The sequence below is a fragment of the Candidatus Kuenenia stuttgartiensis genome, from assembly GCF_900232105.1.
Classification (GTDB): Bacteria; Planctomycetota; Brocadiia; order Brocadiales; family Brocadiaceae; genus Kuenenia; species Kuenenia stuttgartiensis_A.
Genome location: NZ_LT934425.1, coordinates 2,461,097 through 2,481,302 on the forward strand (window position 1 = coordinate 2,461,097; position 20,206 = coordinate 2,481,302).

Below are 20,206 nucleotides of genomic sequence, written 5' to 3' on the forward strand. Positions count from 1 at the left end.
CTTATATGGACGCCAAAACCGTAGTTATTTCTGTTTCGATACTGGCAGCGGCCTTTGTAATGGCTATCGGTGGTTACGGGCCGGCAAAAGCGCTTGGAAATGCCCTTACCGAGGCCCTTGACGCCACAGCAAGACAGCCTGAGGCGTCCGACAAAATTATGAGGGTGCTTTTTGTCGGAATGGCGCTGATTGAATCCATTGCCATATACGCATTTGTTATCGCTTTGATTGTCCTTTTTGCAAATCCTCTTATCGGGTATATTTTAAAATGAAATTCAATATCTGGACACTTTTATTTCAGATAATAAACTTTGTTGTTTTGCTCTATATCCTTAGAAGGATACTGTACAAGCCCATACGTGAAATTATTGAAAAACGAAGAGGGCTTATAGCAAAAACGGTAGAGGATGCCGAAAAGACAAAGAAAGAGGCGCTGGAACTTAAGGAAAAAAACCAGAAAGAATTGAACAAGGTAAAGGAACTTCAAAGCCAAATGCTCGAACAGACGAGGGAAGAAGCCCTTAAAGACAGGAGTAAGTTACTCGATGAGGCAAATAAAGAGGCTGCCAAGATAAACGAAAAAGAAAAGGCTTTGATTGATGCAGAAAAAATAAGGATAGAATTAGAACTGAAAAATAAGACCCTTGAGATGGTCTCTGTTTTCGCTTCAAATCTTTTAAAAGACATTTCAGACGAAGAGCTTCATAGGTCTATATTTAGAAAGCTCTTGAAGGAGAACGGGAAAATTGTTTCTGATATTTCCAAAATAAAAGGAAAAGAGGAGATATTAAATATAGAACTCTTTACCGCATACCCATTACCTCTGGATGATGTAAAAACATTTAAAGAAACACTTGAATCACAGCTTGCAAAAAAAGTAAAAATGAATACGACCATTGATGAGACTCTTATCGCAGGAGTAAGGATAAAGGTCTACGATATGATTTACGATTCCTCACTGGCAGGCCAGGTAAATGCACTTGCTTCACAGCTCAGAGAAACCAGGTAAATGGAAAAAGAACTAACGGCTTTTTTTGAAAAAATAAGAGAAAAAGCCAAAACCAGCAGATTCTCTATTGGGTTCACTGAAGAGGGAAAGGTACTATCTGTAGGGGATGGTATTGTACATATTGCCGGTTTGAGAGATGCAAAACTCTACGAACTTATACTGTTTGAAAGTGGCGATGAGGGGATATCATTTGATCTCGGTGTTGATAGTATAGCAGTAGTGTTGCTTACCGGGCGCAATGGGATACGGGCCGGTGATACGGCGTACAAAACTGATAGGATTGCCTCGGTAAATGCAACTGAAGGGCTTCTGGGAAGGGTGCTGGGCGCCCTTGGAAATCCCATTGATAATGGGCCGGAATTGAAAGAATGTCTGTCCTGTCCGGTAGAACGGGATGCCCCTTCTTTGCTGCAAAGAGACTTTATTACCGAACCTCTTTATACGGGTATTAAAGTTATTGACTCTATGCTTGCCATAGGTAAGGGACAACGAGAATTGATTATCGGAGATCCCTCAACAGGGAAGTCATCCATTGCTATTGATACCGTCATCAATCAAAAAAACTCCCGTGTAATTTCTATTTATGTAGTCATTGGACAGAAAAAGTCTCACGTATTAAAAATCATTGAAGAAATAAAAAAATACGGTGATTTCTCGAGGACTATATTCGTAATTGCCGATGCTTCAAACTCTCTGGGTCTCCAATTTATTGCACCTTACAGCGCCACCGCCATAGCCGAGTATTTCCTCTACAAGGGTAAAGACGTCTTAATCGTTTACGACGATCTTACGAAACATGCCGATGCGTATCGCTCGTTAAGCCTTTTATTAAAGAGACCTCCTGGTAGAGAGGCATATCCTGGAGATATATTTTTTATACACTCAAGACTCCTCGAAAGGTCTGCAAAACTGAATCAAAAGAACGGTGGAGGTTCCATCACCGCCCTTCCAATAGTGGAAACCCAGCAAGGCAGGATATCGTCATATATCCCCACAAATCTTATCTCGATAACAGACGGGCAGATATATTTAGATACATTACTGTTTAACAAAGGTATTCGACCGGCGGTGGACGTCGGCAAATCGGTATCAAGAATAGGGGGGAAGGCCCAGGTAGAAGCGATGAAAGCCGTAGCCGACAGGCTGAAAATAGACTATTCAAGATTCATTGAGGTGGAGGTATTTACGAAATTCGGGGCGCATTTAGAGGAAGAAACCGCAAAACTCATCAGACGCGGAGAACGGTTAAGGGAAATCCTTAAACAGCCGCAGTTCCATCCATTCACCCTTGAACATGAAGTATTAAGCTTCATCATTATAGAATCTGGAATACTTGATAATGTAACAATTCCATCGGTAAGAAAAGTGTGTGATGAAATAATTAAAAAGATTACGCCTGCATTCCCGGAAATTATAAATCGTATTATTCAGGATGGATTGCTCGGGAAAACAGACTTAGGAACATTAAAAGATTTTATCGCAAAGGAAAAGGTATAAATATGCTTTCTTCCTTAGATATCGAAAAAAAGATACGGGCATCATATATCATTGGAGACATAGTCGGTGTTATGAAAGCATATGCCGGAGTCACAATGAGGAGAACAGAGGATCTTGTTCAGAATATAAGGGCATATGAAAAAAATATGCTTTTGGCAATGGCCGATATCATAACGCATTATCCTGGAATTTCATTGAAGGAACAAAGTAAAGGGAAAAAAATTCTCGTGGTCTTCGGTTCCTCGCAGGGGTTATGTGGTTCCTTTAATGAAAAAATGGTTGATGTCGTTTCTTCTGTAATTACCGGCAATGATATCCTGTTTGTTATAGGGAAGAGATTAAAATCGTCTTTTGAATTAAAACATGTACCTTATGAAGATTACAGCGATTCCGTAGCGAGCATTAACGGTATACGGCCAGCTTTAAAAGAGACTGTTTCGAAAATAATGAATATTTACAAAAAGGAGGAATACTATAAGCTTACCTTTGTCTTTACCTATATTTTTGAAAAAAAGGCTGAAATTTCTGTGGAACAAATCCTCCCTCCTGATATTAATAAAGTAAACGCTTTAAGCCCAACCAGAATTCCACCGTTTACCTACCTTAAACCAAAGATTATTTTTAATAAAATCTTAGAAGAATTTTTATTTATCAGTCTTTACCGATGTTATATGGAGTCGCTCAGAAGCGAGAACTGGTATCGGCTGAGAAGCATGGACGGCGCATCAGAAACTTTAAAAAGACAGCTCTCGAACCTTAATTCTGTTCAGATGTACACCAGACAGGAAGAAATTACGGAAGAGATGCTTGAGATACTGGGAAGCGGGATGTTCTATAAGTGATACGAAGAGAGTCTGTTGTAAAAACCATTTTATTTTTTGAAATAAATATTTATTCTGCTTTCTATCTGGTACATCGTTTCGTTAAAATGCGTACGTAAAAAAATGTCATTGCGATGAGTGGAGCGACTAAGCAATCTCTTGTTCCAAAAGGACTTAAGATTGCTTAGCTGTTGCTCACAATGACGGTATCAATGTAGATTTTTAATGAAACGCTATACTAGCCAAGGAGGAACTATGAACCACCCTGATAGACCAATTGCTGCTGAACCCGCTTATCATAATCAAATATTTCTAGACAGCGACGACGGAAGGCCTCTTCGCATCCTGGCCGAGTACCTTGAACCTCTTTACCGGCTTCGGCGGGAAGGGATTCAGGACACAATTGTTTTTTTCGGATCTGCAAGAATGAAGGAAGACGGGGCGCTCGGACAGTACTACAAAGATGCTCGCCTGTTGGCGCAGCTTCTGACCGAATGGTCATGCGGCCTTTCCGGTTCAAGGCGATTTGTGATCTGTACCGGTGGAGGCGGCGGCATTATGGAAGCGGCAAATCGAGGCGCTGTGGATGCAGGTGGTAGCACTATCGGACTCAACATAGGTCTGCCTCACGAACAGCGCCCTAACCCTTACGTCACCCCATCGCTCTTATTTGAGTTTCACTACTTTTTCATGCGCAAACTATGGTTTACGCATTTGGCACGGGCACTCATTGTGTTTCCTGGGGGATTCGGGACGCTGGATGAGTTTATGGAGATGCTAACACTGGCTCAGACGCAAAAGCTTGACCGGGACATTCTCATTTTTCTCTACGGCTCGGAGTATTGGAAAGAAGTGATCAATTTCGATTCGCTCGTGAAGCATGGGATGATCGACAGGAAAGACTTAAATCTTATTCATCACGTAGACGATGTTCAAACAGCATTTGAACTGCTCAAAAATCGCCTGCCGAAAGAAAAAGAAGCGGTTTGCCCCGCGATCGCTAAGGCGAAGTTTTCAAAATGTCGAATTAAGGAGGATGCACGATGATAGAACTGGAATTTATAGGCGCAGCGAAGACCGTCACCGGATCTAAACATTTGATCCGCACATCACGCGCATCTGTATTGCTGGACTGCGGTTTGTTCCAAGGCCATCGCAAGGAGGCCGACGAGAAAAACCGAAATTTCTCTATAGATGGTAAACAGCTCGATGCCATCGTATTATCCCATGCCCATATCGACCATTCGGGCGCTCTGCCATGCATTTTCAAAAATGGCTATCGAGGCCCTATCTACGCTACTCCAGCCACTCGGGATCTTTGCTCGCCCATGTTGATGGATACAGCATGGATCATGAAGGGTGATGCCGAACACATTCAAAAACTCATATCACGCGGCGCTAAGCATCTCGATCCCGTCGAACCTCTTTATGGCGAAAGAGATGTGGCCGGCACGCTGTCGCAGTTTATAGGAATTCCCTACCATAGAAAACAGACCATTGCCCCAGGCATTTCATTGTCATTTTTCGATGCAGGCCATGTATTGGGAAGCGCTATATCCGTTATCGATGTCGAAGACGATGGTCAAAAAGTGCGTCTCGCTTTTACGGGTGACTTAGGCCGCAAGCATCTTCCCATTTTGCGGGACCCGGAAATTCCAGATGGGATTTCATGTCTCCTGACGGAAAGCACCTATGGAGACCGACTTCACGCTCCTATTGAATTGACGATTGAGGCACTGGCTGAAGTGATTAATCGCACCGGTAAAAAGGGCGGGAAAATTGTCATTCCATCCTTTGCTCTGGAACGTGCCCAGGAGATCATCTATGCACTCAAGAAACTCCATGACCAAAAGCGGATTCCTTCAATTCCGGTATACATTGATTCTCCTCTCACCGTGAAACTGACGGACGTCTTCAAACTGCACCCGGAGTGTTACGACACGGAGGCCTTCGCTCTACTTCATAGTGAGAATTCGCCCTTTGAATTTCCAGGTCTAAAGTATATTTCAAGTGTCGAAGACTCAAAGAAAATCTCTTCGTCTACCGAGCCCTCCATTGTAATTTCAGCAAGCGGTATGTGCGAAGGTGGCAGAATCCTGCATCATCTTGCTGCCACGATCGGGGACGCCAGGAACACCGTTATTATCGTTGGATATCAGGCAGAACACACCTTAGGGAGAAGATTGGTGGAAAAGCGGCCTGAAGTTAAAATTTATGGAGTCATGCGCCGCCTCGAAGCCGAAGTGGTTGTTCTGAACGGTTTTTCCGGCCACGCAGATCAGAATGGATTGCTTCGCTTCGCTGATGCCCTCCGAAGTAAAGGGCATCTGGAGAAGGTCATTCTTGTGCATGGAGAACCAAAATCTCAGGAGACTTTGAAAACGAAACTTAGTGACCATGGTTTCCAATCCGTTGATATCCCAGGGCCTGGAGACGTAATAAAACTATGATTATTGATTCGCAGATGCCCACTGAAGATACAAAGCACTTTAAAGTAGAAGAACAATGCATTATGAAGTCGGAAGAAAAATATCTCCTCGCTGTGAATGGTGGCTCTTCCAGCATCAAGTTATTCATAAGTACCGCAATATAATAAGTTACACATATAATATCCATGTAACAGAGAGGGACGGAGTCCAGGCACTGTTTTTCTTTTTACCAAAACGAGTGATATTGACATAGCTTACGGCGACAAGGAGTGTAAGGGACATTATCTTATAGAAGAAGAGATTCGGAAGCTTCCGATCATCGTATCGGCGTGAAGAATATTGTCTTTGATGTAGAGAGTAAGATGTCATCCTGATTTTTAATAAATATTGCATGCTTGTCCGCTTGTCAGCCTGTTTTGACCTTTGACCGCTCACTGCCAACTGTCTATTATCTAATCAACCATTTAACGTCTTAACGACTCAACCGTTCTAATGCAGACCTCTGACCTCTGACCTTTGCCAGTTTTCCGCCTTACTTTTTATAAATGGGGAATGTGCTATATGCCTATTAAATATGATATAGAAATACCAGAAAGAGTGATAAAAGCGCTTGGTTTGCGTGAAAGTGAAGTAAGTGAAACGCTAAAAAAAGAACTTTCAGTTTATTTTTTTTGAAAAAAAACTTTTAAGTTTTGGTCAGGCAAGACAATTTTCAGGGTTATCAGTATGGGACTTTCTGGAATTTTTAAGAGAAAGGAAAATCCCTTTGCATTATGATTTGGCTGAGTATGAGGAAGATTTAGAAACAATCAGGGAATTATCATAATGCCTGTTGTTATCTCCAAAGGCTGTGTATAAGGAAGTTGTTGTAGAAGGAAGAGGAAAACAGGGAGCAAATGTAATAGCGGAGGCATGTAAAGAATGGTACACTTTACCCTTATAAAGAAATAGAAGAACTTTCATAGGGCAAGATGCATCAACATACTATGAAACATTTATTTTCTAAACAAAAGGGTCGTTCCTGAATATTATTCATAAGATTCGACAAAAGGTTGTAAAGCAAGAATACGAGTTTACTATCCCCCATTTTTTTGAGGAAATGGGGAATGACAACCTTATCTTTGCAGATATCGAAATGGCAATTGCTAATGGTAAAATAAGACGTAAATTTACTAGAGACCCAAGAGGCACACGTTATGAAATTGTCTGTCCTGCAAAGGATGGGAGAGAAATAGCAGTTATCTGCAGGATTAAAAGCACAGGAAAGTTGTTATTGATTACAACGTACGCACTTTAGAGGTGATAACATGAAGATAAAGAATAGGAAAAAGGAATATGATTATGGAGAATGTGAAATTTGCAATACATCTATGGAAGAAAAATATATAAAACAAGATTTCTGGATTCGAGGTGAACTTATTGTTGTGGAAGATGTGCCGGCAGGTGTATGTCCCCAATGCGGTGAAAAAGTAGTAAAAGCGGATGTAGGACGACGGATAACAAGATTATTAGAAAATACTGAACGGATTGCAAAAGCCCCCAAAATTTCCGTTCCTACTATTAAATTTGATAAAGAAAAAACAGAGGTTTAGTTCTATTAGATTGCATAAGATAAAAGGAAGCTGTTTTTTATGAAAAGCACAATTAAAAAATCAAAAATACATCCTTTGGGAGCGACCACAAATAACATGGTATTGTATAGTACCAATAGTATCGTTGTAGTGTCTTTGTGTATGTCACGGTAATAGCCGTTACAACTAGTAAATATAGGCATTGACACCCTCCAGCCATTATGATAGCATTAGGATTAAGCGGTATTTTATCCGGCGCATTAATCCTAATAGGTGTCATTATGCGTTTAGCTAAGTATTCTCATCGCAAGCTCTTGGGACTATTCCAGCAGAGGATGTCGTTTTAACTCTGGACAGTATCAAAGAAGCTTTGGGAACGACTTCAAAAGCAACGGTTTTCAGGAAGCTAAAATCGCTCGGACATCGTGCGAGTTATTCCCATGCAGGGCAAATACCATACACTGGATACACTTGCAAGCTATAATAAATATGGCATTTGGAGTTTCAATCAAATATATTTTTCTCAACAAGGAAGTCTTGTATATACTCTCGAGGCCATCATTAATAAATCTCATGGAAGGTTGTTTTGCCTCGGAGCTTCAAACGCTGGTACATGTGCGAGTCTTTAATGCACTGACTCAATTAGTGGTATCTGGAAGAGTCTTGCGCGAGCAGATTGCCGGAGAATATTTGTATATCTCCAAGGTGTTAGGTACGGATCAACTCGCCAGACGTAAACAGTCAATCATGTTGTGTGCTTGTAAGGAAGAAAATGTATTAATTCCCGGCTTTGGGAGTGAGGCGGTTACGGATTGCCTGCAGACATTTCTTTCCTATACTTGATGAAAGGCAGAAACGGCTTTATCTTGGTTTAGAATCAATGAAACTGGGATATGGCGGCGATTTAAGACTTTCACTGCTAACCGGCATAAATGTAAAAACAATTGCCAAGGGGCGTCGGGAACTTTCGAGTAAGAACATTACACCGGGACGGATACGTAAGGTTGGTGCAGGTCGTTCTTCGATTAAAAAAAAACTGATGTGGTAAAACTTCTTGAAGAATTGATGGAGGGCGATACTGCAGGAGACCCAATGGGTAAAGGAAAAATATGGACGAGAAGAAGCACACGTACTCTAAAAAAAGAATGCGGTGATAGAGGTGTAAGCGTATGTGCAACAACAGTTAGTAAGCTTCTTAAGGACATGGATTATTCTCTGAGAGTAAATCGCAAAACGATAGCAGAGACACGTCATCCGGACCGTAATAGACAGTTTGAAATTATTAATGAGACAAAAAAGTATTTTGAAGATTCTGGTCAGCCAATAATCAGTGTTGACAGTAAGAAAAAGGAATTGATAGGTAATTTCAGAAATGAGGGCAAGGCGTGGACAAAAATAGTAAATGAAGTTTTGGCCCATGATTTTCGTTCTCAGGCAATTGGTGTTGGATGTCCGTTTGGTATCTATGAATTGCTGACTAATTTAGGGACAGTTATTGTTGGTACGTCCTATGACACACCGGAATTTGCAGTCGAGTCAATTAAGATTTGGCTGGATGAATTTGGTTGGAAGAGGTATCCATGCGCAAAAGAACTCCTTATTCTTTGTGACGCAGGAGGGAGCAACGGATTTCGTCCCCGGTTGTGGAAATATGCGCTTTATCAAAATATTTGTAAAGTTTACGGACTCTCCATCAGGATTTGCCACTATCCCTCAGGAGCATCAAAATGGAATCCGGTAGAACATCGTCTGTTTAGTTTTATCAGTAAAAATTGGGAGGGGAATCCTTTGAGGTCTTATGATGTTATGCTAAGTTTAATTGCTGGCACTACAACAACAGCGGGTCTTCTCGTACAAACCATTCTTAACGAGAAAGAATACCAAAAAGGAATCAAAATCACTGATGACCAAATGAAAGAAATAAACATAAACAAACACAGTGTCTTGCCAGATTGGAATTATACAATTTCACTTAACTAAATTAATAAAAATACCAAATTATTTTTGGACAGTGTCTAAATGGCATACAATATAAAATGGTCTCCACGGGCTGCCTCCGATTTTGAAGAAATTTGTGAGTACATCGCAAATATTATGCTGCTCTTTTTGCGAGAAAAGTAAATGTCATTGTTAAATCAATTCCTCAATTTCCCAAGTCTGGACGAATGGTTCCTGAGTATGGAGATGAAGATTTACGAGAAAAGATTTATGAGAATTACAGAATCGTTTATCGTATTAAAGGAGAACTTATTGAGGTTGTTGCCATTTGTCATGGCTCAAGGCTTTTGGGAAATGTATTGTAATCGGAGACGGAACCTCATTTGACAAAAAATTTTTATAGAACATTCTAATATTGAAGCGGATGTTCTTTTACGTGTTCTTTGTGATGACCCTCCAGTTGATGCGATTGAAGAATCAGGAGGGGTAATCGTGAGTTACGAAGAAGATAGAGAACCTGTCAGTGTGGCTCAAGTTCCGGGGCACCATACATAATTATTGACTTCATTATTAAAATAGTTAAGAGGTGTTCATGTCCGGAATTGCTCGTGTGGTAGTTCCGGAAACGCCACATCATATTACTCAACGAGGAAGTCGACGTATGCAGGCATTCTTCTGCGACTAGGATTGTGAGGCTACATAGACTTGACGTTTCAGTGGTGTAGGCGCTCAGACATTGAAATATGGGCATATTGCTTGCTGCCAAACCATGTACACCTGATTAGGTTCCGCCCTCTGAAAATGCGCTTAGCCAGGCGATTGGAGAAGCGCATCGACGCTACACACATCGCGTAAATTTCCGGGAAGGCTGGAGAGGCCACCTGCGGCAAGGACGTTTTGCCTCTTTCCCAATAGACAAAACCCATTTGTGTTTAGCCTAGTGGCACATTTTGCCTGTGCGGAATACAGGCAGGAATGCCTGTACCACCCTTGCAATAAATTTTATTATTCATCTTCCGAAAACCTTATTTTTTTGACTATATTTACAAAAAATCGGGAATGCACCCTTGCTGGGAGAGATGATCGTCTTGTGCATGGAGAGCCGTTGCTTGAGATGTTTGGCAAGTGGGACGAGTTTCTTTCCAGAGGTCTATCGGAAGGAGAAGTTGAAAAGGACCGATGTCATGAGCGAGCCGGAAGACCTCTTAGCGCCGACAGTTTTGGGAGCATTCCCGATTTTTTGTAAGTGTTCATGGAGTTGGGGCAAAACAACCCTGACAGGGTTTCAAACCCTGTCAGGGTTAACACTACTGTACGTTTTATTAAAACATGGCGGAAGTCACAAAAAATCGGGAATGCACCCCTACAAGACCTCTAAACCAATCTCAAAAGAAAGGGCTCAGGACACTTTATCTGATGCTGTTTATTTTGTAAATGCCATAATGAAATATCTGGAAGATGATATGAAGAAATCATGAAAGCTGTGCATCCGGATAAGGCATACAATCTTGAAATGCCGATTGAAATGTTCGCGGGCGAAGGAGATGTGGTTTTTGCTATCAGCAGTTCCGGCAGATCCGAGAACATCCTCTGCAGGGTTAGGGTAGGCATATCTAAAAAGTGCAGAGTAATTACACTGTCTGAAGTTTGAGCAACAAAGGCCTCTTCCTTTTGAATACAAAAGCGTCAAGCTTGATTGTGAACATAGAATTGATATTTATAGTTGAAGAAAAAAGGTTATCCTCAACAAAGGCTCTTCCTGGGCCAAAATTTTAATAGCAAGCCTCTTATAATCAGTCTGGATTATGGAGTATGATAAAAGTTTATTTTGATAACTGCGTGTATAACAGACCCTTTGATGATCAGGGCAATGAGAGGGTTTTGATTGAGGCAAGGGCTTTTTATATTATTCTTAAGTGGATTGAAGATGGGAAAATAACGAGTATCAACTCCGATGCCCTTGAATATGAAAACGGTATGACGCCTGATCCTGACAGACGAATCAGGATTAAGACATACCTTGCCATGACAAAGGCGCATGCAAAGTTTTCTGAATCTCTGGCTGAGAGGGCGAAAGAGATTGTTGGTTTAGGTATGAGGGGGATGGATGCCGTGCACATAGCTATGGCAGAGCATGAGAATGCCGAATACTTTGTTACCTGTGATGATGGTATAATAAAAAGAGCCAAAGAATTCTCAGAAATGCTTAGAGTGAAGGTTTGTAGTATATTGAAATTTCTGGAGGAGGTAATGCAATATGGCGAAGACAATTAGTGAGGTTAAAGAGATAGGATGGGACGCCCTCGTTGAACGCTTAGGAGCAAGCGGCGCAACGCTATTCATTTTGGAATACGAAAAAGGTTATGGAGATTACACCAAAGACAGAACAAAGATATTCGACAAAAAACCCCTTGAAGAAATTATAGAAGAAATCAAAGGAGAGGATTAACATAAAATGAAAGATTCACCTTGCAGCGAAAATAATGAAAGGAGGAGTGAGGAATGAACTTACATGAAAGGATATGTTTGGGAAGTCTGTAATTAAAGGTACTCGTATTACTGTGGAACATATACTCCGTAAATTAGGCGGTGGTATAACTCCTGATGAAATTATCGAAGACCATCCTCATCTAAAAAAAGGTAACTATTCAGCGTAGACGATACACGGCTCGTTCCCAAACCTTGTACTGAACATAGTGAAGTATCTGTTTGGGAATGCATTTGTTCGAGAAACTCCGGTTTCTCGCCTGTTTGCTGATAGATAGGGAATAAAATCACAGGGTTAAGACAGTTTGTAATTTGTCAAGTCAGACCCGCACTGGAAACAAAGTTTCCAGTGCAATTGATAGTTCTGGGGACATCATACATAAATTATTGACTTCATTATTAAAATAGTTAAGAGGTGTTCATGTCCAGAATTGCGCATATGGTAGTTCCGGAAACGTCACATCATATTACTCAACGAGGAAAACGACGTTTGCAGACATTCTTATGCGACGAGGATTATGAGGTATACATAAACTTGACGTTTCAGTGGTGTAGGCGCTGGGACATTGAAATATGTGCATATTGCTTGCTGCCAAACCATGTACACCTGATTGCGGTTCCGCCCTCTGAAAATGCGCTTAGTCAGGCGATTGGAGAAGCGCATCGACGCTACACACGCCGCGTAAACTTCCGGGAAGGCTGGAGAGGACGCCTGTGGTAAGGACGTTTTGCCTCTTTCCCAATGGACAAAACCCATTTGTACTTAGCCGCACGCTATGCTGAACTGAATCTGGTGAGAGCAACATTAGTTAAGAAACTGCAGGGGCACCGATGGGGTAGCGCATCCGCGCACATTGCTGGGAGAGATGACCGTCTTGTGCCTGTAGAGCCGTTGTTTGAGATGTTTGGCAAGTGGGACGAGTTTCTTTCCAGAGGTCTATCGGAAGGAGAAGTTGAAAAGGCCCGATGTCATGAGCGAGCCGGAAGACCTCTTAGCGCCGACAGTTTTGGGTGTATTCCCGATTTTTTGTGATTTCCGCCATGTTTTATGAAACGTTGCAGTAGTGTTAACCCTGACAGGGTTTCAAACCCTGTCAGGGTTGTTTTGCCCCGACTCCATGAACGCTTACAAACAATCGGGAATGCACCCGACAGTTTTTTAGTCCAGCTTGAAAATGCTCCTGGAAGAATACTCCATAAGCAAGAATCTGGCCCAAAGAGGTCTCAAAAGGAAAAGAAGCATCTCCAAAATTGAGTATGGCGTCCCTGAATTCGTCAAAGGTTGATAAGTATGATTGCCTTAGTGTTAATTGACTTGATGGTAATAAAAATTTATTGGAGAAAAAACGATGAAAACAAAAACCCTTCCATTTGCAAAAGAATTTATAACAGATTCTAAAGGGCACATTACCAAAATAATTATGGATTTTGATGATTATCAACGTTTTCTTGATTGGGTTGAAGATGAAGGATTAGTTCTGGCAATGAATGAGGTTGAAAATGAAGCGTCTATGAGCCTGGAAAAGGCATTAAATGAACTTGAAAAGAAATGAAGACGGAGTATATATCAAGTTTTATAAAGGATTTGGGAGCGCTAAAAGGTTCCCATTATTATGAGAAGATTAAAACTATGGTTTTCGAAGATATTCCCAAATTACCTGATATAGACAAAGTGAAGAATTTAAGAAAGTTAAAAAATAACAAACCATATTACCGGATTCGTATTGGGGAATATAGAATAGGAGTTAGATTGAATAATAATACACTGGTTTTATGCGTAACACGTAAATATACAGATTTTCGAAATTTGCTCGCCAATAATTTGAAAATTTTCAGTTAAAAGAGTAGACAATTCATCTGTATACTCGTTAATATTTTTGAAAAAACTTAAACATTTGTTTTTAAACTTCTCATAAGTATCATAATACTTGTTATACAATATTTTCCATAATTTGCGAATAGAATTTCCATAATCTTTCAATGAGATTTAAATTGGGCGAATAGGAAGGGAGAAATTTGATCTTTATTCTCGAATTTGCAAGGTATTCTTTGACCAACTGACCTGTAATATTTAGCATTATTGCACCGTCTTGTGATTAGATGTTTGTAACGATTTTCTTACCAGCGGTCTATCGGAAGAAGAAGTCGAAGAGGTTCGATGTCATGGGCGAACCGGAAGACCTCCTGGCGCTGACAGTTTTTTAGTCCAGCTTGAAAATGCTCCTGGAAGAATACTCCATAAGCAAAAACCTGGCCCAAAGAGGTCTCAAAAGGAAAAGAAGCATCTCCAAAATTAAGTATGGCGTCCCATGAATTCTCAATAAGTGGGATGTGTCTCCTTTTTCCAAGATAAAATTAAATAAGATTAACGGGAGGATTAGCTTCATGAAAGTTATTACAGAAAAAGAAGAACTTTATAAACTTATTAAAGAAGCGGTAAGAGAGGTTTTGCACGAAGAAATTGTGGAGATATTTCTTAAAAATATACCTTTGATTTCAAAGGAAGAAATGAAAGATATTGAAAATTTGTACGGGAAGCCATCGTTAGATAAAATAGCGGCGTTTAGCGAGACAATAGAGATATAGTCAAACAAATCAGATTTTCGAAATTTGCTCGCCAATAATTTGAAAATTTTCAGTTAAAAGAGTAGACAATTCATCTGTATACTCGTTAATATTTTTGAAAAAACTTAAACATTTGTTTTTAAACTTCTCATAAGTATCATAATACTTGTTATACAATATTTTTTTGCGAAAGAATTTCCATAATCTTTCAATGAGATTTAAATTGGGCGAATAGGAAGGGAGAAATTTGATCTTTATTCTCGAATTTGCAAGGTATTCTTTGACCAATTTAGACCTGTAATATTTAGCATTATCAGAGATTATGTAAATAGTACCGGCTTGAGCATACCTTGACTCTATTTCATGGAAAAGCTTTATTGTTGATTGAGCATTGATGCTTTCATCTTCCCGGATTGTTACTTCAAAGGTTTCTATGTCAATAGCCCGTTTAAATTTATTCTTTTCCTGCCGGTATTAGAGGGTATTTCCTTCTTTTTGCCTTTCTCTATCCAGCAATATGCAGACGTAGAATTGTGCTGTGGATGAACTCCATCCATAAAAAGTATCTTATCTCCGGGGGCTTTCTCTTCTTTGAGTTGTTTGTAGTTTTCGATAAATTCTTTTTGTTTTTCAGGGTTTGCTTTGCCTGGAACTATTGTAGTTTTCTTGTAAGTAAAGCCTAATCTATCGAGGGTATGTACCATTCCTTCGGGTGTATAGATTTTATTGAATGTCTGTTTTACATATTCAACAATTTCTTTTGCCGCACTATAGTTGTTTTTCCTGATATGATCTTTTAATTGTTCTTCTTGTTCGCAGGTGAGTTTTGGCACACAGCCAATATAATTGTCAGATAAAAGCCCGTCAAAACCTTTATCTTTGTATAGTTTTTCGTAATTCCTGATTGTTTGATCGTCTAACAAGAGCGCCTCTGCTACTTCTTCATAACTCCATCCTGAATCAAGAAGAAGTATAGCTTTGATTCGGTCGGCATGACGTCTATGAGGCTCTTTCTTATGTGCTTTTTTAAATTCTATTCGGGTTTTTTCACTGAGAAATGGATTCATGCAGAATTTAATACTCTAGAAACAATTCAAATGCAAGAAAAAAACAGGTTCTTCTAAAAATAAATGCTTTTTACTATCGCTACTCAATTTGTCCCAGACCTCAGACTTCAACTATTTAACAAGTTTTCCCATTTCTGGATTGACAATCCCCGAAGAAGTGTTTATTATGCCAAACGTTTGAAATTCTAAACGTTTAACAATTCAAACAATTCTTTACTGCCACGCGCATAGGTAAACGGACTGTAAGGGTGACGTCTAACATGGAGCGACAATCTCGTTTCACTGGCAGGCGGGCAAGTTATTCATAAGTACCGCAATATAATAAGTTACACATATGATATCCATGTAACTGAGAGGGACGGAGTCCAGGCACTGTTTCCTTTTTACTAAAACGAATGATATTGACATAGCTTACGACGACAAGGAGTGTAAGGGACATCACCTCATAGCGGAAGAGATTCGGAAGCTTCCGATCCTCGTATTGACGTGAAGAATATTGCCTTTGATGTAGAGAGTAAGATGTCATCCTGATTTTTAATAAATCTTGCATGCTTGTCCGCTTGTCAGCCTGTTTTGACCTTTGACCGCTCGCTGCCAACTGTTTATTATCTAATCAACCATTTAACGTCTTAACGAATCAACCGTTCTAATGCAGACCTCTGACCTCTGGCTTCTGACTTCCGATCTTTGCCCACTTACCTCGAATTTGAACTATTTACCCTTTGCCAGTTTTCCGCCTTACTTTTTATAAATGGGGAATGTGCTATATGCCTGTTAAATATGATATAGAAATACCAGAAAGAGTGATAAAAGCGCTTGGTTTGCGTGAAAGTGAAGTAAGTGAAACGCTAAAAAAAGAACTTTCAGTTTATTTTTTTGAAAAAAAACTTTTAAGTTTTGGTCAGGCAAGACAATTTTCAGGGTTATCAGTATGGGACTTTCTGGAATTTTTAAGAGAAAGGAAAATCCCTTTGCATTATGATTTGGCTGAGTATGAGGAAGATTTAGAAACAATCAGGGAATTATCATAATGCCTGTTGTTATTTCCAATGCTTCTCCATTAATAGGACTTGTGGGAATTGAACAACTGCATATCTTAAGAAAATTATGGTCGGAAATAGTTATTCCTGAGGCTGTGTATAAGGAAGTTGTTGTAGAAGGAAGAGGAAAACAGGGAGCGAATGTAATAGAGGAGGCATGTAAAGAATGGATAAGAGTTGTTTCTGTGAAAAACAGGCCAGAAGTTGAAGTATTGCAGACCATTCTTGATGAAGGCGAAGCCGAAGTTATAACGCTGGGACAGGAGATTAAAAAAAGCATTCTTTTACTTGACAACAGAGAGCCACGTAATTTTGCAAGGACTGTTAATCTGAAAATGATTGGCACAGTTGGTGTTATTAGATTTGCATGGACGAAAGGCTTAATAAAAGAACCAATCCATGAGATAAATAAGTTACGGTTGAACGGCTTCTGGATAGGCGAGAAACTTATTGAGCAGTTTAAAAAAGATGTAGAGAGTAAGATGTCATCCTGATTTTTAATAAATCTTGCATGCTTGTCAGCTTGTCAGCCTGTTTTTGACCTTTGACCGCTCACGGCCAAACTGCCAACTGTTTATTATCTAATCAACCATTTAACGTCTTAACGACTCAACCGTTCTAATGCAGACCTCTGACCTCTGACTTCAGGCCTCTGGATAATATGAAAATTGAATCAGCTAAGGATTTGCGGGTGTATCAGAAAGCTTATGCACTTGCTATGGAACTGTTTGAACTTTCGAAAGAATTCCACTGTGAGGAGCGTTTTGCTCTTACAGATCAAATACGCCGATCATCAAGATCAGTCTGCGCCAACCTGAGAGAAGCTTGGGCAAAAAGGCGTTACCCTGCACATTTTGTAAGCAAACTTACAGACTGTGACGGAGAAAACAGTGAAACAGATACATGGTTAGACTTTGCACGAGACTGCAACTACATTACGGACAAACATCATAAGGAGCTGACGTCTATTTGCTTAGAAGTTGGAAAAATGCTTGGGAGTATGATCAATAATCCAAAGCCGTTTCTGATCTCCGCCCCCTGATCTCTGACCTCTGACCTCTGACCTCTGGTCTCTGGTCTCTGATCTCTGACTTCTGACCTATGACCTCAGATTAAAACCAATTAACGAATCAAAAGATAAATGTTACAGAAAGAGCATCAATGGAAATAATCAATCCACACGACAAATTTTTCAAAGAGACCTTTTCCATAAAGAAAAATGTAATCGATTTTCTCCAGGGAACATTTCCCCCTGAAATTTTGAAAAAGCTGGATTTATCCACTTTAACACAGGATAATAATTCATATATCGACGAAGAACTAAAAGAACATTTCTCAGACATTGTATATACCTGTTTCTGTAAAGACAAAGAACTCCGGATAACCCTTTTATTCGAGCACAAGAGTTATGCCGTAGCATGTCCGTATCTACAGTTGATGAAATACCTTTTAAAGATATGGGAAGCAAACAGCAAGCAGTCACAAAGGCTCATGCCGGTAATTCCGGTGATATTGTATCATGGCAAAGATGCGTGGAAAGTCAGGAGATTCAGAGACTATTTTGAAGGGATAGACGAGGTATTCTTTAGATTTATACCGGAATTTGAATATCTGCTGACGGATCTGAGTTGTTATAGTAATGAGGAAATAAAGGACAGGGCATTTAGAAGGGTATCCCTTCAAATAACCATGTTATTAATGAGGAATATATATAATGACAAAATTCTGGGAGACAAGCTAAAGGCATTCTTTGAAATAGGGAAGCAGTATTTTGAAGAGGGTGAAGGATTAAAGTTTCTGGAAAGTGTGATCAGGTATTTGTACTATGCGTCGGATATAGAGGAAGAAAGGGTAATAGATACCCTAAAAGAGATATCGGAAGAAGGAGGTAGATTAAGCATGACAATAGCAGCCAGATTAATAGAAAAAGGCAAAATGGCCGGTAGGGCGGAAGGTAAAGTAGAAGGTAAAGTAGAAGGTAGAGTAGAAGGCCGGATAGAAGGCCTAAAAGAAGCGATAGAGATTGGTTTGGAGCTAAAGTATGGCGTTGAAGGTTTAAGGCTTCTGGAACGTATCAGTAAAATAGTAGTAATAGAGAAACTGGAGGCAATAAAAGAGGCGGTGAAAATATCAAAGAATATGGAAGAAATTGAAAAATTGCTCTAACATGAAAAACTCATATCGTAACAATTTAGCTTGCCGCAGAGAACGCTGGGACTTCGTCGTGAGCTCAATCGAACAATCGCAGAGGTTTTTAGGAGATAAAAACAGAAAATTATGCAGGTGCCCACGGGTATTTGTTTTCTCCGTGTTATCCGCGCCCTTTACGGTGAACTATTACCTCATATCTTATCCATGAAATATGGAAAAGAACTAAATTCACTGGTCAACTCATTAGAAAAAAAGACTCGACCGCAGACCTCCGACTTCTGCCCTCCGACCCCTGACTTCCGACTTCTGACTTCTAGTCTCTGCCCTCTGACTTCCGGGTGTATCAGAAAGCTTATGCACTTGCTATGGAACTGTTTGAACTTTCGAAAGAATTCCCCTGTGAGGAGCGTTTTGCTCTTACAGAGTAACTGTTCAGCGTAAATATTATCGTTTAATACCGACTTGCTCCCAAACTCCGGTTTCTCGTACATCGTTTCGTTAAAATGTGTACGTAAAAAATGTCATTGCGAGGAGTGGAGCGACGAAGCAATCTCTTGTTCCCAAAAGACTTAAGATTGCTTCGCTGTCGCTCGCAATGACGGTATCAATGTAGATATTCTAATGAAACGCTATACTAGATTTAAAAATCCAGTAGATATTAAAACTTTTGTTGCTAATGGTAAAAGGAAGGCCGAAAGCTGAACTGAAAAAGATTCCTTTTAGTTCTGGGGACACCATACATAAATTATTGACTTCATTATTAAAATAGTTAAGAGGTGTTCATGTCCAGAATTGCGCATATGGTAGTTCCGGAAACGCCACATCATATTACTCAACGAGGAAGTCGACATTTGCAGGCATTCTTCTGCGACTAGGATTGTGAGGCTACATATACTTGATGTCTCAGTGGTGTAGGCGCTGGGACATTGAAATATGTGCATATTGCTTGCTACCAAACCATGTACACCTGATTGGGGTCCGTCCTCTGGAAATGCGCTTAGTCAGGCGATTGGATAAGTGCATCGACGCTACACAAGTCGCGTAAACTTCCGGGAAGGCTGGAGAGGGCGCCTGTCACAAGGACGTTTTGCCTCTTCCTTAATAGACAAAACCCATTTGTACTTAGCCGCACGCTATGTTGAACTGAATCCGGTGAGAGCAAAATTAGTTAAGAAACTACAGGAGTACCGATGGAGTAGTGCACCGGCACACATTGCTGGGAGGTGCATTCCCGATTTTTTGTAATTATCTGCACAATGTAACACAAGCATACTGCTTGTGATATTTAATACACAAGCTGCCTGCCTATACGGGTTGGCACAGGCATTTTGCCTGTGCGAAATACAGGCAGGAATGACTGTACCACCCTTGCTGGGAGAGATGACCGTCTTGTGCATGTAGAGCCGTTGCTTGAGATGTTTGGCAAGTGGGACGATTTTCTTACCAGCGGTCTATCGGAAGAAGAAGTCGAAGAGGTTAGATGTCATGAACGAACCGGAAGACTTCCTGGCGCTAACAGTTTTTTAGTCCAGCTTGAAAATGCCCATGGAAGAATACTCCATAAGCAAAAACCTGGCCCAAAGAGGTCTCAAAAGGAAAAGAAGCCTCTCCTGAATTAAGTATGATGTCCC

Annotated in this window: 31 protein-coding genes; 28 read left to right on the top strand and 3 right to left on the bottom strand. The window is 40.3% G+C overall.

Features of this window, described 5'->3' with window-relative positions; all coding sequences use genetic code 11:
* Positions 1-5: 5 nt before the first annotated feature.
* The 22 genes from atpE (at position 6) to KSMBR1_RS11405 (ending at position 13,305) form a co-directional block, all read left to right on the top strand.
* Positions 6-272: an ATP synthase F0 subunit C gene (atpE, locus tag KSMBR1_RS11320; RefSeq protein ID WP_099325433.1), complete on the top strand. Its 267-nt coding sequence runs from the start codon at positions 6-8 to the stop codon at positions 270-272.
* Positions 269-1,009 carry a F0F1 ATP synthase subunit B gene (gene atpF / locus KSMBR1_RS11325; protein ID WP_099325434.1) on the top strand — a complete coding sequence of 247 codons (741 nt, stop codon included), beginning with the start codon at positions 269-271 and terminating at the stop codon, positions 1,007-1,009. Before atpE ends, atpF begins: the two co-directional genes overlap by 4 nt.
* Positions 1,010-2,506, top strand: coding sequence for a F0F1 ATP synthase subunit alpha (locus KSMBR1_RS11330; protein WP_099325435.1), 1,497 nt, complete (start codon positions 1,010-1,012; stop codon positions 2,504-2,506).
* Between the two features lie 2 nt (positions 2,507-2,508).
* Positions 2,509-3,348: a F0F1 ATP synthase subunit gamma gene (locus KSMBR1_RS11335; protein WP_099325436.1), complete on the top strand. Its 840-nt coding sequence runs from the start codon at positions 2,509-2,511 to the stop codon at positions 3,346-3,348.
* Positions 3,349-3,582: 234 nt separating this feature from the next.
* Complete coding sequence (locus KSMBR1_RS11340) at positions 3,583-4,374, top strand: LOG family protein (protein ID WP_099325437.1); 792 nt, start codon at positions 3,583-3,585, stop codon at positions 4,372-4,374.
* Complete coding sequence (locus tag KSMBR1_RS11345) at positions 4,371-5,777, top strand: MBL fold metallo-hydrolase RNA specificity domain-containing protein (protein WP_197705176.1); 1,407 nt, start codon at positions 4,371-4,373, stop codon at positions 5,775-5,777. Before KSMBR1_RS11340 ends, KSMBR1_RS11345 begins: the two co-directional genes overlap by 4 nt.
* On the top strand, positions 5,774-5,920 hold the full coding sequence (locus KSMBR1_RS20995; RefSeq protein WP_157820539.1) for a hypothetical protein: 147 nt from the start codon (positions 5,774-5,776) through the stop codon (positions 5,918-5,920). Before KSMBR1_RS11345 ends, KSMBR1_RS20995 begins: the two co-directional genes overlap by 4 nt.
* A 500-nt stretch (positions 5,921-6,420) precedes the next feature.
* The gene (locus KSMBR1_RS23460; protein WP_099327039.1) at positions 6,421-6,582 is read left to right on the top strand and encodes a UPF0175 family protein; all 162 of its coding nucleotides are present in this window, start codon (positions 6,421-6,423) and stop codon (positions 6,580-6,582) included.
* Positions 6,583-6,834: 252 nt separating this feature from the next.
* A complete protein-coding gene (locus KSMBR1_RS11355) occupies positions 6,835-7,053 on the top strand; it encodes a DUF4258 domain-containing protein (protein WP_261341100.1) in 219 nt (72 codons plus the stop codon).
* Positions 7,054-7,063: 10 nt separating this feature from the next.
* A complete protein-coding gene (locus KSMBR1_RS11360) occupies positions 7,064-7,348 on the top strand; it encodes a type II toxin-antitoxin system MqsA family antitoxin (RefSeq protein ID WP_099325439.1) in 285 nt (94 codons plus the stop codon).
* A gap of 468 nt (positions 7,349-7,816) precedes the next feature.
* Complete coding sequence (locus tag KSMBR1_RS11365) at positions 7,817-8,170, top strand: hypothetical protein (RefSeq protein WP_099325440.1); 354 nt, start codon at positions 7,817-7,819, stop codon at positions 8,168-8,170.
* A gap of 37 nt (positions 8,171-8,207) precedes the next feature.
* Positions 8,208-8,375, top strand: a complete 168-nt coding sequence (locus KSMBR1_RS21000; RefSeq protein WP_157820540.1) for a hypothetical protein — start codon at positions 8,208-8,210, stop codon at positions 8,373-8,375.
* Positions 8,369-9,307 carry an ISAzo13 family transposase gene (locus tag KSMBR1_RS11370; protein ID WP_099325441.1) on the top strand — a complete coding sequence of 313 codons (939 nt, stop codon included), beginning with the start codon at positions 8,369-8,371 and terminating at the stop codon, positions 9,305-9,307. Before KSMBR1_RS21000 ends, KSMBR1_RS11370 begins: the two co-directional genes overlap by 7 nt.
* Positions 9,308-9,465: 158 nt before the next feature.
* A complete protein-coding gene (locus tag KSMBR1_RS11375) occupies positions 9,466-9,630 on the top strand; it encodes a type II toxin-antitoxin system RelE/ParE family toxin (protein WP_230405822.1) in 165 nt (54 codons plus the stop codon).
* A gap of 801 nt (positions 9,631-10,431) precedes the next feature.
* Positions 10,432-10,743, top strand: coding sequence for a hypothetical protein (locus KSMBR1_RS21005; RefSeq protein WP_164995626.1), 312 nt, complete (start codon positions 10,432-10,434; stop codon positions 10,741-10,743).
* Positions 10,740-10,916 (top strand): phosphoheptose isomerase family protein, encoded by a 177-nt coding sequence (locus tag KSMBR1_RS21010; protein WP_157820542.1) that lies wholly within the window; start codon positions 10,740-10,742, stop codon positions 10,914-10,916. Before KSMBR1_RS21005 ends, KSMBR1_RS21010 begins: the two co-directional genes overlap by 4 nt.
* Positions 10,917-11,077: 161 nt before the next feature.
* Complete coding sequence (locus KSMBR1_RS11385) at positions 11,078-11,539, top strand: PIN domain-containing protein (RefSeq protein WP_099325444.1); 462 nt, start codon at positions 11,078-11,080, stop codon at positions 11,537-11,539.
* On the top strand, positions 11,523-11,714 hold the full coding sequence (locus KSMBR1_RS11390; protein ID WP_099325445.1) for a hypothetical protein: 192 nt from the start codon (positions 11,523-11,525) through the stop codon (positions 11,712-11,714). The genes KSMBR1_RS11385 and KSMBR1_RS11390 overlap by 17 nt, the downstream gene beginning before the upstream one ends.
* A 73-nt stretch (positions 11,715-11,787) precedes the next feature.
* Positions 11,788-11,922, top strand: a complete 135-nt coding sequence (locus KSMBR1_RS23465) for a DUF433 domain-containing protein (RefSeq protein WP_099325446.1) — start codon at positions 11,788-11,790, stop codon at positions 11,920-11,922.
* A 251-nt stretch (positions 11,923-12,173) separates the two neighbouring features.
* A complete protein-coding gene (locus KSMBR1_RS22005; protein WP_197705178.1) occupies positions 12,174-12,473 on the top strand; it encodes a transposase in 300 nt (99 codons plus the stop codon).
* Between the two features lie 21 nt (positions 12,474-12,494).
* The gene (locus KSMBR1_RS22010) at positions 12,495-12,785 is read left to right on the top strand and encodes a hypothetical protein (RefSeq protein WP_197705179.1); all 291 of its coding nucleotides are present in this window, start codon (positions 12,495-12,497) and stop codon (positions 12,783-12,785) included.
* Between the two features lie 316 nt (positions 12,786-13,101).
* Entirely contained in the window at positions 13,102-13,305 is a 204-nt protein-coding gene (locus tag KSMBR1_RS11405; RefSeq protein ID WP_099325447.1) for a hypothetical protein, read from the top strand.
* 378 nt (positions 13,306-13,683) lie between these two features.
* On the opposite strand, the gene KSMBR1_RS11415 is transcribed toward KSMBR1_RS11405, so the two are convergent.
* Positions 13,684-13,830, bottom strand: coding sequence for a transposase (locus KSMBR1_RS11415; protein WP_099325448.1), 147 nt, complete (start codon positions 13,828-13,830; stop codon positions 13,684-13,686).
* Between the two features lie 307 nt (positions 13,831-14,137).
* Here KSMBR1_RS11415 and KSMBR1_RS11420 point away from each other — a divergent pair, with 307 nt between their 5' ends.
* Positions 14,138-14,338: a hypothetical protein gene (locus KSMBR1_RS11420; RefSeq protein WP_099325449.1), complete on the top strand. Its 201-nt coding sequence runs from the start codon at positions 14,138-14,140 to the stop codon at positions 14,336-14,338.
* 9 nt (positions 14,339-14,347) lie between these two features.
* Here KSMBR1_RS11420 and KSMBR1_RS23470 read toward each other — a convergent pair whose 3' ends face one another.
* Positions 14,348-14,758 carry a transposase gene (locus KSMBR1_RS23470; protein ID WP_197705418.1) on the bottom strand — a complete coding sequence of 137 codons (411 nt, stop codon included), beginning with the start codon at positions 14,756-14,758 and terminating at the stop codon, positions 14,348-14,350.
* Complete coding sequence (locus KSMBR1_RS22020; RefSeq protein WP_197705180.1) at positions 14,749-15,384, bottom strand: IS630 family transposase; 636 nt, start codon at positions 15,382-15,384, stop codon at positions 14,749-14,751. Before KSMBR1_RS22020 ends, KSMBR1_RS23470 begins: the two co-directional genes overlap by 10 nt.
* Positions 15,385-16,151: 767 nt before the next feature.
* On the opposite strand from KSMBR1_RS22020, the gene KSMBR1_RS11435 reads away from it, so the two are divergent.
* The 5 genes from KSMBR1_RS11435 to KSMBR1_RS11460 all read left to right on the top strand — a co-directional run bounded on the left by KSMBR1_RS11435 (position 16,152) and on the right by KSMBR1_RS11460 (position 20,194).
* On the top strand, positions 16,152-16,415 hold the full coding sequence (locus tag KSMBR1_RS11435; RefSeq protein ID WP_157820543.1) for a UPF0175 family protein: 264 nt from the start codon (positions 16,152-16,154) through the stop codon (positions 16,413-16,415).
* Positions 16,415-16,918: a PIN domain-containing protein gene (locus KSMBR1_RS11440; protein ID WP_099325451.1), complete on the top strand. Its 504-nt coding sequence runs from the start codon at positions 16,415-16,417 to the stop codon at positions 16,916-16,918. Before KSMBR1_RS11435 ends, KSMBR1_RS11440 begins: the two co-directional genes overlap by 1 nt.
* Positions 16,919-17,085: 167 nt before the next feature.
* Positions 17,086-17,466, top strand: coding sequence for a four helix bundle protein (locus KSMBR1_RS11445; RefSeq protein WP_099325452.1), 381 nt, complete (start codon positions 17,086-17,088; stop codon positions 17,464-17,466).
* Positions 17,467-17,585: 119 nt separating this feature from the next.
* Positions 17,586-18,590 carry an Rpn family recombination-promoting nuclease/putative transposase gene (locus KSMBR1_RS11450; protein ID WP_099325453.1) on the top strand — a complete coding sequence of 335 codons (1,005 nt, stop codon included), beginning with the start codon at positions 17,586-17,588 and terminating at the stop codon, positions 18,588-18,590.
* A 1,319-nt stretch (positions 18,591-19,909) separates the two neighbouring features.
* Positions 19,910-20,194 (top strand): hypothetical protein, encoded by a 285-nt coding sequence (locus KSMBR1_RS11460; RefSeq protein WP_099325454.1) that lies wholly within the window; start codon positions 19,910-19,912, stop codon positions 20,192-20,194.
* Positions 20,195-20,206 lie beyond the last annotated feature (12 nt).